This is a genomic window from Pseudomonas sp. HC1(2025), assembly GCF_058742075.1.
On record NZ_CP196017.1, the window covers coordinates 174,391 to 188,872 of the forward strand.

Annotated in this window: 11 protein-coding genes; all 11 read left to right on the top strand. The window is 63.4% G+C overall.

Annotated elements, in window-relative coordinates; all coding sequences use genetic code 11:
* The first annotated feature begins 6 nt into the window (after positions 1–6).
* The 11 genes from ACSSVH_RS00735 (at position 7) to pgaD (ending at position 14,064) form a co-directional block, all read left to right on the top strand.
* The gene (locus tag ACSSVH_RS00735; RefSeq protein ID WP_492633945.1) at positions 7–438 is read left to right on the top strand and encodes a MarR family winged helix-turn-helix transcriptional regulator; all 432 of its coding nucleotides are present in this window, start codon (positions 7–9) and stop codon (positions 436–438) included.
* Entirely contained in the window at positions 435–2,513 is a 2,079-nt protein-coding gene (locus ACSSVH_RS00740) for an FUSC family protein (RefSeq protein ID WP_170042292.1), read from the top strand. Before ACSSVH_RS00735 ends, ACSSVH_RS00740 begins: the two co-directional genes overlap by 4 nt.
* The gene (locus tag ACSSVH_RS00745) at positions 2,510–2,719 is read left to right on the top strand and encodes a DUF1656 domain-containing protein (protein ID WP_029298814.1); all 210 of its coding nucleotides are present in this window, start codon (positions 2,510–2,512) and stop codon (positions 2,717–2,719) included. The genes ACSSVH_RS00740 and ACSSVH_RS00745 overlap by 4 nt, the downstream gene beginning before the upstream one ends.
* Positions 2,716–3,606 (top strand): efflux RND transporter periplasmic adaptor subunit, encoded by an 891-nt coding sequence (locus tag ACSSVH_RS00750; protein WP_169953984.1) that lies wholly within the window; start codon positions 2,716–2,718, stop codon positions 3,604–3,606. Before ACSSVH_RS00745 ends, ACSSVH_RS00750 begins: the two co-directional genes overlap by 4 nt.
* Positions 3,603–5,051, top strand: coding sequence for an efflux transporter outer membrane subunit (locus ACSSVH_RS00755; protein ID WP_170058204.1), 1,449 nt, complete (start codon positions 3,603–3,605; stop codon positions 5,049–5,051). Before ACSSVH_RS00750 ends, ACSSVH_RS00755 begins: the two co-directional genes overlap by 4 nt.
* Before the next feature lie 81 nt (positions 5,052–5,132).
* Positions 5,133–5,765, top strand: coding sequence for an NADH:ubiquinone oxidoreductase subunit N (locus tag ACSSVH_RS00760; RefSeq protein WP_169953982.1), 633 nt, complete (start codon positions 5,133–5,135; stop codon positions 5,763–5,765).
* Positions 5,766–5,996: 231 nt separating this feature from the next.
* Positions 5,997–7,493, top strand: coding sequence for a YdgA family protein (locus tag ACSSVH_RS00765; RefSeq protein ID WP_169953981.1), 1,497 nt, complete (start codon positions 5,997–5,999; stop codon positions 7,491–7,493).
* A 311-nt stretch (positions 7,494–7,804) separates the two neighbouring features.
* Positions 7,805–10,255, top strand: coding sequence for a poly-beta-1,6 N-acetyl-D-glucosamine export porin PgaA (pgaA, locus tag ACSSVH_RS00770; RefSeq protein WP_492633946.1), 2,451 nt, complete (start codon positions 7,805–7,807; stop codon positions 10,253–10,255).
* Between the two features lie 12 nt (positions 10,256–10,267).
* The gene (gene pgaB, locus ACSSVH_RS00775) at positions 10,268–12,268 is read left to right on the top strand and encodes a poly-beta-1,6-N-acetyl-D-glucosamine N-deacetylase PgaB (RefSeq protein WP_170042295.1); all 2,001 of its coding nucleotides are present in this window, start codon (positions 10,268–10,270) and stop codon (positions 12,266–12,268) included.
* Positions 12,269–12,271: 3 nt separating this feature from the next.
* Positions 12,272–13,618 (top strand): poly-beta-1,6-N-acetyl-D-glucosamine synthase, encoded by a 1,347-nt coding sequence (pgaC, locus tag ACSSVH_RS00780; protein WP_169953979.1) that lies wholly within the window; start codon positions 12,272–12,274, stop codon positions 13,616–13,618.
* Positions 13,615–14,064 (top strand): poly-beta-1,6-N-acetyl-D-glucosamine biosynthesis protein PgaD, encoded by a 450-nt coding sequence (pgaD, locus tag ACSSVH_RS00785; RefSeq protein ID WP_169953978.1) that lies wholly within the window; start codon positions 13,615–13,617, stop codon positions 14,062–14,064. Before pgaC ends, pgaD begins: the two co-directional genes overlap by 4 nt.
* The last annotated feature ends 418 nt before the right edge of the window (positions 14,065–14,482 follow it).

A 14,482-nucleotide genomic window follows, 5' to 3' on the forward strand; every position in this document is an offset into this window, starting at 1 on the left:
CTACATATGAGCCTCAGCAGCAGCATGGTCGCAGGCGCCCGTCACTGGCGCAAAATCTGCCAGACCACGCTGGTGAGCTACGGTATTTCCGAAGCCTGTGCGGTGCCTTTACTGATGATCGGCCGTCTTGGCGACGGCGTGCATCAAGTCAAGGTGGCCCAGGCCTCGGGGATGGAAAGCCCATCCCTGGTGCGCCTGCTGGACCAACTGTGCAGCGCAGGTTATGTGTGCCGCACCGAAGATATCCACGACCGCCGCGCCAAGGCCTTGAGCCTGACCGAACGGGGCCGGGAGTTGGTGCAGGCCGTTGAAGCACAATTGGTGCGCCTGCGCCGTGAAGTGCTGGCAGATATTGCCCCTGCCGACCTGGAGGCAGCGTTGCGGGTACTGCGCGCTTTCGAAGACGCCAGCCAGCCGCCTGTGGTCGTGGCTTCTTGAACGGATTTTTTACCGGCATGCCGCCGGCCCGGGATTGGTTCTACGGCGTGCGCACTTTCGCCGCCTCGATGATTGCCCTGTACATCGCCATGCTCATGCAAATGCCGCGTCCGTATTGGGCGATGGCCACGGTGTATATCGTTTCCAGCCCGTTTGTCGGGCCCACCAGCTCCAAGGCCTTGTACCGTGCGATCGGCACCTTTCTGGGGGCGATGGCGGCGGTGTTTTTCGTGCCGATGTTTGTGCAGACGCCGTTCCTGCTGGTGGTGGTGATTGCACTGTGGACTGGCATTCTGCTGTTTCTGTCCCTGCATTTGCGCACCGCCAACAGCTACGCGTTGATGCTGGCGGGTTACACCTTGCCGTTGATCGCCCTGCCGGTGGTGGATAACCCCCTGGCGGTGTGGGATGTGGCCGAGGCGCGCACCGAAGAGATCTTCCTTGGCATCGCCGTGGCGGCGGTGGTCGGCGCGATGTTCTGGCCACGGCGCCTGGCGCCGGTGTTCGATGATTCGGTGCGCAAATGGTTTGCCGACGCGACGGTCTACAGCCAGCGCTTCCTCACGCGCAATGTGCAGCCCGAAGAAGTCAGCAGCTTGCGCGGCGGCATGGTCGCGACCTTCAACACCCTGGAATTGATGATCGGCCAACTGCCCCACGAAGGCGCGCGGCCGCAAACGGTGCGCAACACCAAGGAACTGCGCGGGCGCATGATCCATCTGTTGCCGGTGGTGGATGCCCTGGATGACGCGCTGTATGCCCTGGAGCGCCGCACCCCGGAGTTGGTCAGCAAGTTTGCGCCGCTGCTGGCGGCCACCACCGAGTGGCTGCAAAGCACCGCCAGTGAGGCGTCGGTGGAACGCTGGCGCGCCCTGCGTGACCAGCTCGAAGCCCTGCAACCCGACGCCGAGGCCCTGGACGATCGCCATCAGTTGCTGTTTTCCAACGCGCTGTATCGCCTTGGCGAGTGGATCGACCTGTGGCAAGACTGCCGCAGCCTGCAAGCTGCCATCCACAGCGAAAGCCAGGCCCCGTGGCGCGCGGTCTACCGCCATTGGCGCCTGGGCCGGCTGACGCCGTTTCTTGACCGTGGCCTGATGTTCTACTCGGCGTTTTCCACGGTCAGCGCGATCATCGTCGCCTCGGTGCTGTGGATTCTGCTGGGCTGGACCGACGGCGGCAGCGCTGTGATCCTCGCGGCGGTAGCGTGCAGTTTCTTCGCCTCGATGGACGACCCGGCGCCCCAGATCTACCGGTTCTTTTTCTGGACCGCGATGTCGGTGCTGTTCGCCAGCCTCTACCTATTCCTGATCCTGCCCAACCTGCATGATTTCCCGATGCTGGTGCTGGCGTTCGCGGTGCCCTTTATCTGGGTCGGCACCCTGACGGTGCAACCGCGCTTCTACCTGGGCATGCTGCTGACCATCGTCAACACCTCGTCCTTTATCAGCATCCAGGGCGCCTATGACGCGGATTTTCTGAGCTTCGCTAACTCCAACCTCGCCGGCCCCGTGGGCTTGCTGTTTGCCTTTGTCTGGACTCTGATTGCGCGGCCCTTTGGCGCCGAACTGGCGGCCAAGCGCCTGACCCGTTTCAGCTGGCGCGATATCGTCGGGCTCACGCAGCCGGCGACCCTCGCCGAGCACCGGCGCCTGGGCGTGCAAATGCTCGACCGCCTGATGCAGCACCTGCCGCGCCTGGCCATGACCGGCCAGGACACCGGCGTCGCCCTGCGCGAGCTGCGCGTGGCGCTGAACCTGCTCGACCTGCTGGCCTACGCACCCCGCATCCTCGGCGTGCCACGGGTGTTGCTCGACCAGGTGGTGGCCGAGGTTGGCGAGTACTTCAAGGCGTGCCTGAAGGCCGGTGAACGCCTGCCGGCTCCCAGCGGTCTGCTGATGACCCTGGACCGCACCCGCCGCGCCCTCAATGGCCAGGGCCTGCAAGGCGAGGGCGAAACCCGCCTGCACCTGCTGCATGCCCTCAGCGGCCTGCGCCTGGCGTTGTTGCCGGGTGTGGAGTTTGTCAGCACAGGCGAGATGGACGCGCCGTTACCCGATGGAGCGCCTCTATGATCGGTGACCTGGATATCAGCGGGGTATTCCTGCCCACGCTGCTGGTGCTGATGGGCATTACGTATGGCTTTTACCTGGTGGTGCACGGGCTGTTGAACCGCGTCCACTTCTATCGCCTGGTCTGGCACCGGGCATTATTCAATGTGGCTCTCTACGCGCTGTTGCTGGGCGCTGTGGACTCACTCAGTCGATACCTGATGACATGAAAAAACCTTTTTTGACGATTGGCCGTGTGGTCCTGACATTACTGGTAGTGACCTTCGCCTGCGTCGTGGTCTGGCGCATGGTGATGTACTACATGTTCGCGCCCTGGACCCGCGACGGGCATATCCGCGCCGACATCGTGCAGATCGCCCCGGACGTGTCCGGGCTGATCCAGCAAGTGGACGTGCGCGACAACCAGTTGGTAACCCGTGGCCAGGTGCTGTTTTCGGTGGACCAGGACCGCTTCAAGCTCGCCCTGCGCCAGGCCCAGGCGGCCGTGGCCGACCGCCAGGAAACCCTGGCCCAGGCCCAGCGCGAAGCCAAGCGCAACCGTGGCCTGGGCAACCTGGTGGCCAGCGAGCAACTGGAAGAAAGCCAGTCCCGCGTGGCCCGCGCCCAGTCGGCCCTGGCCGAAGCGCAGGTAACGGTGGACAGCGCCCAGCTCAACCTCGACCGCTCGGTGATCCGCAGCCCGGTGGACGGCTACGTCAACGACCGTGCGCCTCGGGCCCAGGAGTTCGTGACCGCCGGGCGCCCGGTGTTGTCGGTGGTGGACAGCAACTCCTTCCACATCGACGGCTACTTTGAAGAGACCAAACTGGACGGCATCCATGTCGGCCAACGCGTGGATATCCGCGTAATTGGCGACAACGCGCGCTTGCGCGGGCATGTGCAAAGCATCGTCGCCGGTATTGAAGACCGCGACCGCACCAGCGGCTCCAACCTGCTGCCCAACGTCAACCCGGCGTTCAGTTGGGTGCGCCTGGCCCAGCGGATTCCGGTGCGTATTGCCTTTGATGATGTGCCGGCGGATTTCCGCATGATCGCCGGGCGCACGGCCACCGTCTCGATCATCGATGACCAGCCCAAGGCCGGAGACCAGCCATGAAGCAACTGCTGGCGACCGCAGGGCTGGGGCTGGGGCTGCTGCTGTCGGCCTGCCAGGTGGTAGGCCCGGATTACCAGTTGCCGGACCAAGCGGCGATCAACCGTGGCGACCTGCAAGGCCAATTGGCCGGGCAGGGCAGTCATGTGGTCTCGGCCCCGGTGCCCGCCGACTGGTGGAAGCTGTACCAGGACCCGCGTCTGGATGAACTGGTGCGCCAGGCCATGGCCTCCAACACCGACCTGCGCGTGGCGGCAGCCAACCTGCAACGGGCGCGTTTCCAGGTGCAGGAAGCGCAATCGGCGGGCGGCTGGAGCGGTGGGGTCAAGCTTGGCGCCCAGCGTTTGCAGGAGTCCGGCGAGGCCTTTTTGCAGGCCAATAAAGTGCCGGTGGCGAATGTCGGTGATATCGGCATCACCACCTCCTATCAGTTCGACCTGTTCGGCACCCTGCAGCGCGGCATCGAAGGCGCCCAGGCCAATGCCGACGCGACCCAGGCTGCCGTCGATACCGCGCGCATCACCTTGGTGGCGGACGTGGTGCGCTCCTACACACAGGTGTGCGCGGCCAACGAAGAGCTGCACATCGCCCAACAGTCCCTCGATCTGCAAGCCCAGAGCACGCGCCTGACCCAGCGCCTGCGCGATGCCGGGCGTGGCGATGAAACCCAGGTCACCCGCTCGCAAACCCAATTCAAGTCTCTGCGCGCCGAACTGCCGCGCTTTGAGGCGGCGCGCCAGGCGGGGTTGTTCCGCCTGTCGATGCTCCTGGCCAAGCCCCTGGACCAATTGCCGACCGGCACCCGCGATTGCGCTCAGTTGCCGCAGATTGCCCAACTGCTACCGGTGGGCGACGGCGCAACCCTGCTCAAGCGCCGCCCCGACGTGCGCCAGGCCGAACGCCGGTTGGCGGCGGCGACGGCGGGCATTGGCGTGGCCACTGGCGAGCTGTACCCGGATATCAGCATCGGCGCCTCCATTGGCACCGTGGGCATTATCGACAACCTCGGCAAACCGGCCACCAACCGCTGGGGTTTCGGCCCCTTGTTGAGCTGGACGGTGCCATCCAACGGCTCGCGTGCGCGCATCCACGAAGCCGAAGCCGCGACCCAGGGCGCCCTGGCGCACTTTGACGGGGTGGTACTCAATGCCATCCGCGAGACCCAGACCGGGCTTGCGCAATACACCGCCCAATTGCAGCGCCGCGATGCCCTGGCCGAGGCCGAGCAGTCGGCGCAACAGGCCGCAGACCAGACGCACCGCTTCTTCCAGGCCGGCCGCGAGTCGTTTCTCGCCGACCTGCAGGCCACGCGCACCTACACCGATATGCGCGCGCAACTGGCCCAGGCCAATAGCCAGGTGGCAATGAGCCAGATCGACCTGTTCCTGGCCCTGGGCGGCGGCTGGGAAAGCGGACGAACGCAAGGTACGGAACCCGGCAAACCCTGAGGCGGTTGCTATGCTTTGATCAGACGGGCTTGCGTGATGGCCCGCTGATCACTGCCTGCGTTGCTCATGGGGATTCCAATAATGAAAAACCCTTATGCTCCCGCTTTCTGGTGCGTGCTCTTCGCACTGGTGTTGTTATCGGCGACTTACTTCTACGGTGTCATGCTGGCCCATCAACTGGATAAGGCCATGGTGTTCCTCGACAGCGCCTGCGCGTTGATCGCCGCATTGTCCGTGGGCGTGGTGGCCTGGGCGTCGTACCAGGGCCAGCGGACCCAGAAGAAAATCCTCGAGCAAGGCAAGACGCGGGTGGCGATCTGGGACACCAAGGTTGCCCTGCGCCGGGTCGAAACCGTGTTCGACCGCTATTTTTGGGGTAGCTACTGGCAGCCGGGGCGTACGTTCCAGGAAGTCATGGGCGAACTGACCGGCACCCCCCTGGAAAAAAGCCTCGAAGCCTTGAAGAAACAATGCGTGGTACTCGACCGGCAAGTGGCTGAAGGACGGCATTGGCTGAACAACGCCCGGGAGCTGTCAGACGTTGCCACCGCCATGGCCCGCGAGCGTTACCAGCTGGACTTCTACGACCCCAAGGCCGACACACCGGGCAATGCGGTGATTCATCGCGAGTTTGAAGTGCTGGTGTACACCTGGACCGCACGGCTGAAGAGCTTCGATCACCAGCTCGACGAGATCGAGATGGAATACTCCTGACCCCCACCGCCCCCGGTAGGCGCCGGCTTGCCGGCGAGACGACCTTGAGCCCTGCGCCGCCCATTCGGCCGCCATCGCCGGCAAGCCGGGGGCGTGTGTATGGCGGGCCTTGCGACAAGCCCCCTTGCCAGTGCTAACCTTGCCCCGATTTTCGGCGGGCTTGAGCCGACGCCCCACTTCGGGGTTCAGGGAAGACAGCCCACTTCGCACAGGATTGGATCAGGACACTTCATGAATAAATCAGCCGTTGTACTCTTGGGTTTTGTTGCCGCCGTCGGCGTGGTCAGTGCTGGCGGTGCCTGGTACACCGGCAGCCAGTTGGAAGGGGTGCTGAAAACCACGATCGAAGACGCCAACAAGGAGATGGAACGCTCCCTGGCCGGTGTCGATGGCCGCATGACCCTGGAGATGGTCTCCCTGGACCGCGGCTGGTTCAGCAGCACCGGCCACTTCCGTCTCAAGGCTGAAGGTGCGGCATTCGGTGAACAGTTCAAAGACAGCGAACTGCTGTTTGTCGACCGTATCGAACACGGCCCGCTGCCCTTCTCGCGCCTGGTAACCCTGAAGTGGTGGCCGGTGCTGGCTACCAGCCATTTGGCGCTTGAGAAGAACCCGACCACCGAAAAATGGTTCGCCGCCACCAAGGACGTTTCGCCGGTCAAGGGCGTGGCCAACATCGGCTTCAACCGTTCGGTCAACGGCAACCTGGAGCTGCTGCCCCTGGAGTACAAGGACGGCACCACCAGTGTCACCTTCTCCGGCCTGAACATGGACTACTTCAACACCGAAAAGGCGACAGAGATCAAGGTCGACGGTTACATGGACGCCCTCAAGGTCTCCCTGGTCGACCCCAAGGGGGCACCGTTCCAGGCAGAGCTCAATGGCTTGACCCTCGCCAGTAACTTGACCAAGAGCAACTTCGGCTTTTATGTCGGCCAGAATACCGTCGTGTTGAGCAACAGCACGTTCACCTTTGGCCCGGAACAAGCCGTGCTGACCGTCAAAGGTTTTGAGCAGAAAGACAGCAGCGATACCAAGGACAACAACCTCAGCGGTCGCGTCGACTACAAAATCACCGAGATCGGATACCAGGGCAAACCCGTGGGTTCGGCGGCCATGGCCGTGAGCGTTAAGAACATCGACGTGCCATCGACCATGGTGCTGACCAAGCTCTATCAGGACAAGATGCAACCGGTGCAGGCTGCCCAGGCTGCCGGCCAACCGATCCCAGAACTGCAACTGAGCGAAGCCGAGCAGGTGCTGGCCCAGGCCAACGTTGACCTGCTGCTGGCCGCCAAGCCGCAAGTGGCTCTGGAAAACCTGTCCCTGAAGACCGCCAATGGCGAAAGCCGCTTCAACCTGGTGGTGGACCTGACCAAGCCGTCCACCATGGAGCTGCCGCCGGTTGAACTGGCCAAGCAGATGATCACCCTGCTGGATGCCAACCTGACCCTGTCCAAGCCGATGATCTCTGATGTGGCTGCCCTGCAAGCGCAGATCGGTGGCGTGACCGACCCGAAAGCCATCGAGCAGCAATCGCAGATGGCCAGCGAGATGGTCAGCGGCATGGCTGTTGGCACGCAGTTGGCGACCCTGGAAGGCAACGACATCCTGGCCAAGCTGCACTACGCCAACAATGAAGTGACCTTCAATGGCCAGAAAATGACCGTCGAGCAGTTTATCGGCGGCGTACTGGGCAAACTGGGTGCGGTCAGCGGCGCGCAGTAAGGCCGCCCGCTCCCTGTAGAAATACGGTCTGTGTAGGAGCTGGCTTGCCGGCGATGGCATCACCTCTGTTTCACTGAAACACCGAGGTGATGCCATCGCCGGCAAGCCAGCTCCTACACAAGCCCCACATTTGATCTCCACTGGTTTGTAGGACGATTCTGAACAATTGTCCTGATTTGCCCTATTCCACATCCTTCTCAGGGATATTGCGCCCCAGGAAAGCTTGGCCGGGTCATCAGACACCGGCGGCCTGATGCGTGTTGTACAGGCGAACCTATCGCTACAGCTTTCCAAGTAAGGAAGCTGACGACATGTTGCGTAATTTCTCTCCCACTGGCCCTGGCCGCCTGCGTCTATTGATCGGCGCTGCCTTGTTGCTGCCGACTCTGGCCGTGGCCGATCCTGCCTATGATTCCCTGATTCGCCAGGCCCGTACCGGCAACTACACGCCGGCGCTCAACCTGCTGCGCCAATTGCCTGCCGAGCGCCAGACCTCTGGCCAGGTCAGCGATCACCTGCTGATTGCCAGTTGGGCGCGCCAGGATGACGAAGTGCTCAAGGTCTATGAGACCCAGGGGCGCCAGCGCCAACTGACCACCCAAGCGCTGACCACCGTGGCCCGCACCTACCGCAATCAACAGCGTTGGGCGCCCGCCGAGGCGGTGTATCGCCAGGCCTTGCTGCGCGAACCGAACAACCCGGACCTGCAACTGGGCCTGGCCATGACCCTGGCCGACGGCGGCAAAACCGCCGAGGCCGTACAGCGTGCGCGCACCCTGGTGGCGGCCAAGCCTGAGGATGTCCAGCGTCGCATGGCCCTGGGCTACGCGTTGTCCCGTGCCGGGCAGCCCTATGATTCGCTGTTCGAATTCGACCAGGCGTTTATCCGCGCCGGCAACCAGCCCGAGGTGGTGCGCGAATACCTGATCGCCCTGCAACGTGCACGTATGCCGGAACCGGCCCTGCGCCTGAGCGCCCGCCACCCCGGCCTGCTGGACCCGGTGACCCAGCGCCGCCTGGAAGGTGACCTGGCTGCCGAACGCGTGCGCCTGGCTGAATTCCCGACGCGCAGTGAAAGCGAACGCTTTGTGATCGCCGACCGTGCCCTCAAGGATTACGACCAACTGCTCGCCACCTGGACCCCGGACGCCAGTGCCCATGACGATGTGGTGCGCTGGCGCATCGACCGCCTGGGCGCGCTCAAGGCCCGCGCACGTACCGCCGAGGTGCTCCACGACTACGAAGCCTTGCAAGCTCAAGGCGTGCAACTGCCCAACTACGCCCTGCGCTGGGTGGCCGCCGCCTACCTCGATCAACGCCTGCCGGAAAAGGCTGCGCCGCTGTATCGCCAGGCGGTGATTGCGCCGGACGCCGACCCCAGCAACCAAGTGGTCGACAGCACCGCGCTGTACTACTCCTTGCTGGAAAACGACCAGACCCGCGAAGCCCGCGCCGTCGCCAACGACCTGGCGAGCACGCAAAAACCTCGGGTTGAACTCAAGGGCCTGCCCCTCGGTAACCCCAACGATGCATGGTTGGCCGCCCAGCAACTGGCGGCCCAGGCCGCGACCTACGGCGCCGATCTGCCGACCAGTGAAAAAAGCCTGGAAACCCTGGTGCGCACCTCGCCTGGCAATGTCGGCATGCGTGTGGCCCAGGCGGACATGTTCCGCGCCCGCGCCTGGCCGCGGCGTGCCGAAGTTGCCCTCAAGAACGCCGAAAACCAGAACCCGCGCCATATCGACCTGGAAGTCTCCCAAGGCTACAACGCGCTGGATCTGCAGGAGTGGCGCCAGCTCGATGTGCTCGCCGATGACGTGGTCGCCCGCGCCCCGGACAATCGCCAGGTCCAACGCCTGCAGCGCCTGCGCAAGGTGCATGAGATGGCCGAGCTGCGCATCGAGGCCGAAACCGGCAAAAGCCATGGCGGCGGGGCGGTCTCCGGCAGTCGCGACTGGGGGATCGAAACCCTGCTCTACAGCCCGCCCATCGATGAAGACTGGCGGATATTCGGCGGTATCGGCTACGCCACCGCCGACTTTGAAGAAGGCACCGGCCACCACCGCTGGCAGCGCCTGGGGGTGGAGCGGCGTACCCGTGATATGACCCTGGAGGCCGAAGTCTCCAATCACTCCTACGGCAAAGGCACCAAGCAAGGCGCGCGCCTGGCGATTGCCCGGGACATCAACGACCACTGGCAGTACGGGGGCAGCCTTGACTACCTGGCCGCCAGCACGCCGTTGCGCGCGCTCAATGCCAACGTCACCGCCAACGGCGGTAGCGGGTTTATCCGCTGGAGCGCCAACGAGAGCCGTGAGTGGAAACTGGCGCTGAGCCCGTCCCACTTCAGTGACGGTAACGACCGTGTCGAAGCGTCGCTCATCGGCCGTGAGGGCGTCTACCGCTCGCCGGGCGTGCAAGTGGACCTTGGCCTGGAAGTCGCCACCAGCCGCAACAGCAAGGAAGAAGCGGCGTATTTCAACCCGCGTTCAGACTTCAGCGTGCTGCCCACGGTGAGCGTCAACCATGTGCTTTATCACCGCTACGAAACCCAGTGGAGTCAGCAGTTCCAGGCCGGTGCGGGCACCTACAGCCAGCGCGATTACGCCACCGGCGCCATTGGTTTGCTCAGTTACGGCCAGCGTTATCGCTGGAACGACGTACTGGAGACCGGCGCCAACCTGAGCTGGATCAACCGACCTTATGACGGTGAGCGCGAAAGCGATGTGCGCCTGATCGTCGACCTCACTTACCGTTTCTAGAAGAGTCCGATCATGACCCTTGTTTCCCGTTGCCTGCTGGCCCTGGGCTTTCTGCTGAGCAGTGCCTGTGCCCAGTCGCCCGCGCCTTTTACGCCACCTGCTGAACGACTCAAACCGGTCAACGAAGCGCCGTGGCCGAAAAACCATTTCCTGGGCATTGCCTACCACGATGTCAACGACCGTGACCCCGACCAGAGAGTGGTGGCGGTGCGCACCGAACGCCTGATCGAACAGTTGTCCTGGCTGCGCGAGAACGGCTACCAGGCGGTCAGCGTCGACCAGGTCCTCGCCGCCCGCGCCGGTGGGCCAGAGCTGCCGGCCAAAGCCGTCATGCTCAGCTTCGACGACGGCTATTCGAGCTTCTACACCCGTGTCATGCCGATCCTGCGTGCCTACCAGTGGCCGGCCGTGCTGGCGCCGGTGGGCAGTTGGGTCGACACGCCGTTGAACCAACCGGTGGATTTTGCCGGCGTGCCGCGTGACCGCGCGGAGTTTCTGACCTGGCAACAAGTGCGCGAAGTGGCGCAATCGGGCCTGGTGGAAATCGCTGCCCACACCGACGCCAACCACAAGGGCGTGCTGGCCAACCCCCAGGGCAACCTGCAACCGGCCGCCGCCACCCGGCGCTATGACCCGGTCACCGGCAGTTATGAATCCGAAGCGCAGTTCCAGGCACGGATGCGCGCCGACGTCGCGGCGATTTCCAACAAGATCCGCGCCGTTACCGGCAAGGCCCCGCGTGTATGGGTATGGCCGTATGGGGCGGCGGATGGCACCTCCCTGGCGGTGGTGGGTGAGCAGGGCTACCAGATGGCCCTGACCCTGGAGGACGGCCTCGATAACCTCGGCAACTTGATGAGCAGCCCGCGCTTTCTGGTGGACAACGACCCGTACGGCGAGGACTTCGCCAACAGCATGGTCTCGGCGCAGGTCAAAGCGCCGATGCGCGTGCTGCATGTGGACCTCGATCATGTCTACGACCCGGACAAGGCGCAGGAAGCGCGCAACCTCGATGCGCTGGTCCAGCGTGTGCTGGACATGGGCGTCGACACCGTGTTCCTCCAGGCCTTCGCCGACCCCAAGGGTGATGGCCTGGCGCGTTCGCTGTACTTCCCCAACCGCCATCTGCCGATGCGTGCCGACCTGTTCAACCGCGTCAGTTGGCAGCTGCACACCCGTGGCGGCCTGGTCAAGGTCTACGCCTGGATGCCCGTGCTCAGCTTTGCCCTGGACCCCAAGCTGCCCCGCGTCAGCCGTTGGGACCCGGCCACCGGCAAGGTAGCCGTCGACCCGAAACAGTACCAGCGCCTGTCGCCATTCGATCCCCAAGTGCGCAAAGTCATCGGTGAGATCTACGAAGACCTGGCCCGTACCAGCGCTATCCACGGCGTGTTGTTCCACGACGACGCCGTGCTCTCGGACTTTGAAGACGCCAGCCCCCAAGCCCTGAAAACCTACGCCGCCAACGGCCTGCCGGGCAGCATCCAGGCGCTGCGTGCCGACCCTGAGGCGATGCAGCGCTGGACCCGTTTCAAGAGTCGCTACCTGATCGACTTCACCCATGAACTGACCGCCAAGGTCCGCACCCTGCGCGGCCCGGAAGTGCTCACCGCGCGCAATATCTTCGCCGAGCCGATGCTCAACCCGGCCAGCGAAGCCTGGTTTGCGCAGAACCTCGACGACTTCCTCAAGCACTACGACTGGACCGCGCCGATGGCGATGCCCTTGATGGAAGGCCAGTCGCTGAAAAACTCCAACGCCTGGTTGGAAAAGCTCGTGGCCACGGTCAAGGCCCGGCCCGGTGCGATGCAACGCACGGTCTTCGAGCTACAGGCCAAGGATTGGCGCACTCCAGCCGCCCCGGACATTTCCGGCGTGCAAATGGCGGAGTGGATGGGTGTGCTCAAGCGCCAGGGTGCCAGCAGTTTTGGCTACTACCCCGACAACTTCCTGGAGAATTCGCCGGATCTGAACACCGTGCGTCCGGCCCTTTCCAACAAATGGAATCCTTGACTCATGTTCGACAGAATCCTTGCTCTTCTCGTGTTGGCATTGGTGTTGGGGGTGCCCCTGGGCCTGATGTTCCTGGTCACCGGGCAGTTCCTGATGGAGTTCGTGTTTTTCTACCCGTTGTTTATGTCCGGGCTGTGGATCGCCGGTGGCGTGTATTTCTGGCTGCACTGGGAGCGCCACTGGCCGTGGTCCGATGACACCCCGGCGCCGGCGCTCAAGGGCGAGCCGCTGATCTCGATCCTGATCCCTTGCTACAACGAAGGCGACAACGCCGCCGAGACCATCGGCGCGGCGTTGGCCCAGCGTTATCGCAACCTGGAAGTGATTGCGATCAACGACGGCTCCAGCGACAACACCGCCGAAGTACTCGATGCCCTGGCGCTGCAAGAGCCGCGCCTGCGCGTGTTGCACCTGGCGCAAAACCAGGGCAAGGCCGTGGCCTTGCGCATGGGCGCCGTGGCGGCGCGCAGCGAATACTTGGTATGCATCGACGGCGACGCCTTGCTCGACCGCAATGCCGCCGCCTACCTGGTGGCGCCGATGCTCGACAACCCACGGCTTGGCGCGGTCACCGGCAACCCGCGCATCCGCACGCGCTCGACCTTGATCGGTCGGGTACAGGTGGGCGAGTTCTCTTCGATCATTGGTCTGATCAAGCGCACCCAGCGGGTCTTCGGGCGGATTTTCACTGTGTCCGGCGTAGTGGTGGCGTTTCGGCGGGCGGCCCTGGACCGGGTCGACTACTGGAGCACCGACATGATCACCGAAGACATCGACGTGAGCTGGAAGCTGCAACTGGACCACTGGAGCATCTTCTACGAGCCGCGCGCGCTGTGCTGGATCCTCATGCCGGAAACCCTCGGTGGCCTGTGGAAGCAGCGCCTGCGCTGGGCCCAGGGTGGTGCCGAGGTGCTGTTCAAGAACATTCGCGGGATCTGGCAATGGCGCCACCGCTACCTGTGGCCGCTGCTGTTCGAATACTGCCTGTCCACCGGCTGGGCCTTCACCTTCCTGCTGTCGGTGATCTTCTGGGGCGTGGGCAAAGTGGTGCCGTTGCCTGAGGCGATTGCCGTCAGCTCGCTGATGCCACCGGCCTTCACCGGCTTGCTGCTGGCGGTGGTGTGCCTGGTGCAGTTCGCCGTGAGCATCATGATTGACCGGCGCTACGAGCGCGGCCTGTGGAAAACCCTGTTCTGGACCGTCTGGTACCCGCTGGTGTTCTGGCTGGTGAGCCTGTTCACCACCCTGGTCAGCTTTCCCAAAGTCCTGTTCCGCCAACATCAAAAACGCGCGCGCTGGGTCAGCCCGGATCGCGGCATCAAGGCACCTGCCAAGGAAGTGAAGCCATGAACCTGATCCGTACCCCACAGCGGCCTGTGATGCAGGCCATCGATATTTTCCTGACCCTGCTGGCCTGGGCCGGGCTGGTGATCCTGCTGGTGCGCGGGCTGGTGCCGATGCTCGACAGCCACGGCGGCCCACGCATCGACGCCCCGATCTTTGCTGCGCTGAACACCTTGCAGATCTACCTGTGGATCGCCCTGTTCAATGCGGTACTGCTGATCAGTTGGGCGCGCTACCAGCAGCGGCGCGGCAAGCGCTTCGCCCAGCGCCGGGCTGCGGGCAAGGCCTTGAGTGATCACGGCCTGAGCGAGAGCTTCCGGTTGGCGGCGGGGGAGCTTGAGCAACTGCGCCGGCCGGGGGTGTTGGTGATTCATAACGACCAGGAGGGCGGGGTGCAGGCGGTGACGGCACAACGGCGGGAGCTGAAGCTGGTGGCGGAACGCGTTGGGTAGGAGCCGGCTTGCCGGCGATGGTCGTCAACGATGACGTTGGGTATCTGACACTCTGCGGCGGTCTCGCGGCCGTCATCGCTGGCAAGCCAGCTCTTACAGGGAGGGATCTGCGGTACCTATCGTCAGAAATGGGATCCAATTCACAAAATAACCGCGAACTTTTCCGCTTATTTGGCTACTAAACCATCTCGGCACAACATTGATGGCTAACTAGTGGCAACTTTCAAGTTGCGCCGAAAGCTGTATCAAAACTGATACCGCTTGTCGGAATAAAAATTCCGAATACAAGCATTTAATTGTTGCTGATAGTTTTTATCGTTATTAATCAGCAACTTATTGGTGATTTAATTTTTAGCTTCAACTAGCCGGGAATTTAGGCTGTGTGGAAGTTCGATGTTAGTTTGCCGCCCCTTGTTAT

What these genes read in the sequence shown, in the direction of transcription:
- pgaD (WP_169953978.1), top strand. Translation starts at nt 13,615, where the DNA reads ATGAACCTGATCCGTACCCCACAGCGGCCTGTGATGCAGGCCATCGAT.
- ACSSVH_RS00760 (WP_169953982.1), top strand. Translation starts at nt 5,133, where the DNA reads ATGAAAAACCCTTATGCTCCCGCTTTCTGGTGCGTGCTCTTCGCACTG.
- pgaC (WP_169953979.1), top strand. Translation starts at nt 12,272, where the DNA reads ATGTTCGACAGAATCCTTGCTCTTCTCGTGTTGGCATTGGTGTTGGGG.
- ACSSVH_RS00735 (WP_492633945.1), top strand. Translation starts at nt 7, where the DNA reads ATGAGCCTCAGCAGCAGCATGGTCGCAGGCGCCCGTCACTGGCGCAAA.
- ACSSVH_RS00750 (WP_169953984.1), top strand. Translation starts at nt 2,716, where the DNA reads ATGAAAAAACCTTTTTTGACGATTGGCCGTGTGGTCCTGACATTACTG.
- pgaB (WP_170042295.1), top strand. Translation starts at nt 10,268, where the DNA reads ATGACCCTTGTTTCCCGTTGCCTGCTGGCCCTGGGCTTTCTGCTGAGC.
- ACSSVH_RS00765 (WP_169953981.1), top strand. Translation starts at nt 5,997, where the DNA reads ATGAATAAATCAGCCGTTGTACTCTTGGGTTTTGTTGCCGCCGTCGGC.
- ACSSVH_RS00755 (WP_170058204.1), top strand. Translation starts at nt 3,603, where the DNA reads ATGAAGCAACTGCTGGCGACCGCAGGGCTGGGGCTGGGGCTGCTGCTG.
- ACSSVH_RS00745 (WP_029298814.1), top strand. Translation starts at nt 2,510, where the DNA reads ATGATCGGTGACCTGGATATCAGCGGGGTATTCCTGCCCACGCTGCTG.
- pgaA (WP_492633946.1), top strand. Translation starts at nt 7,805, where the DNA reads ATGTTGCGTAATTTCTCTCCCACTGGCCCTGGCCGCCTGCGTCTATTG.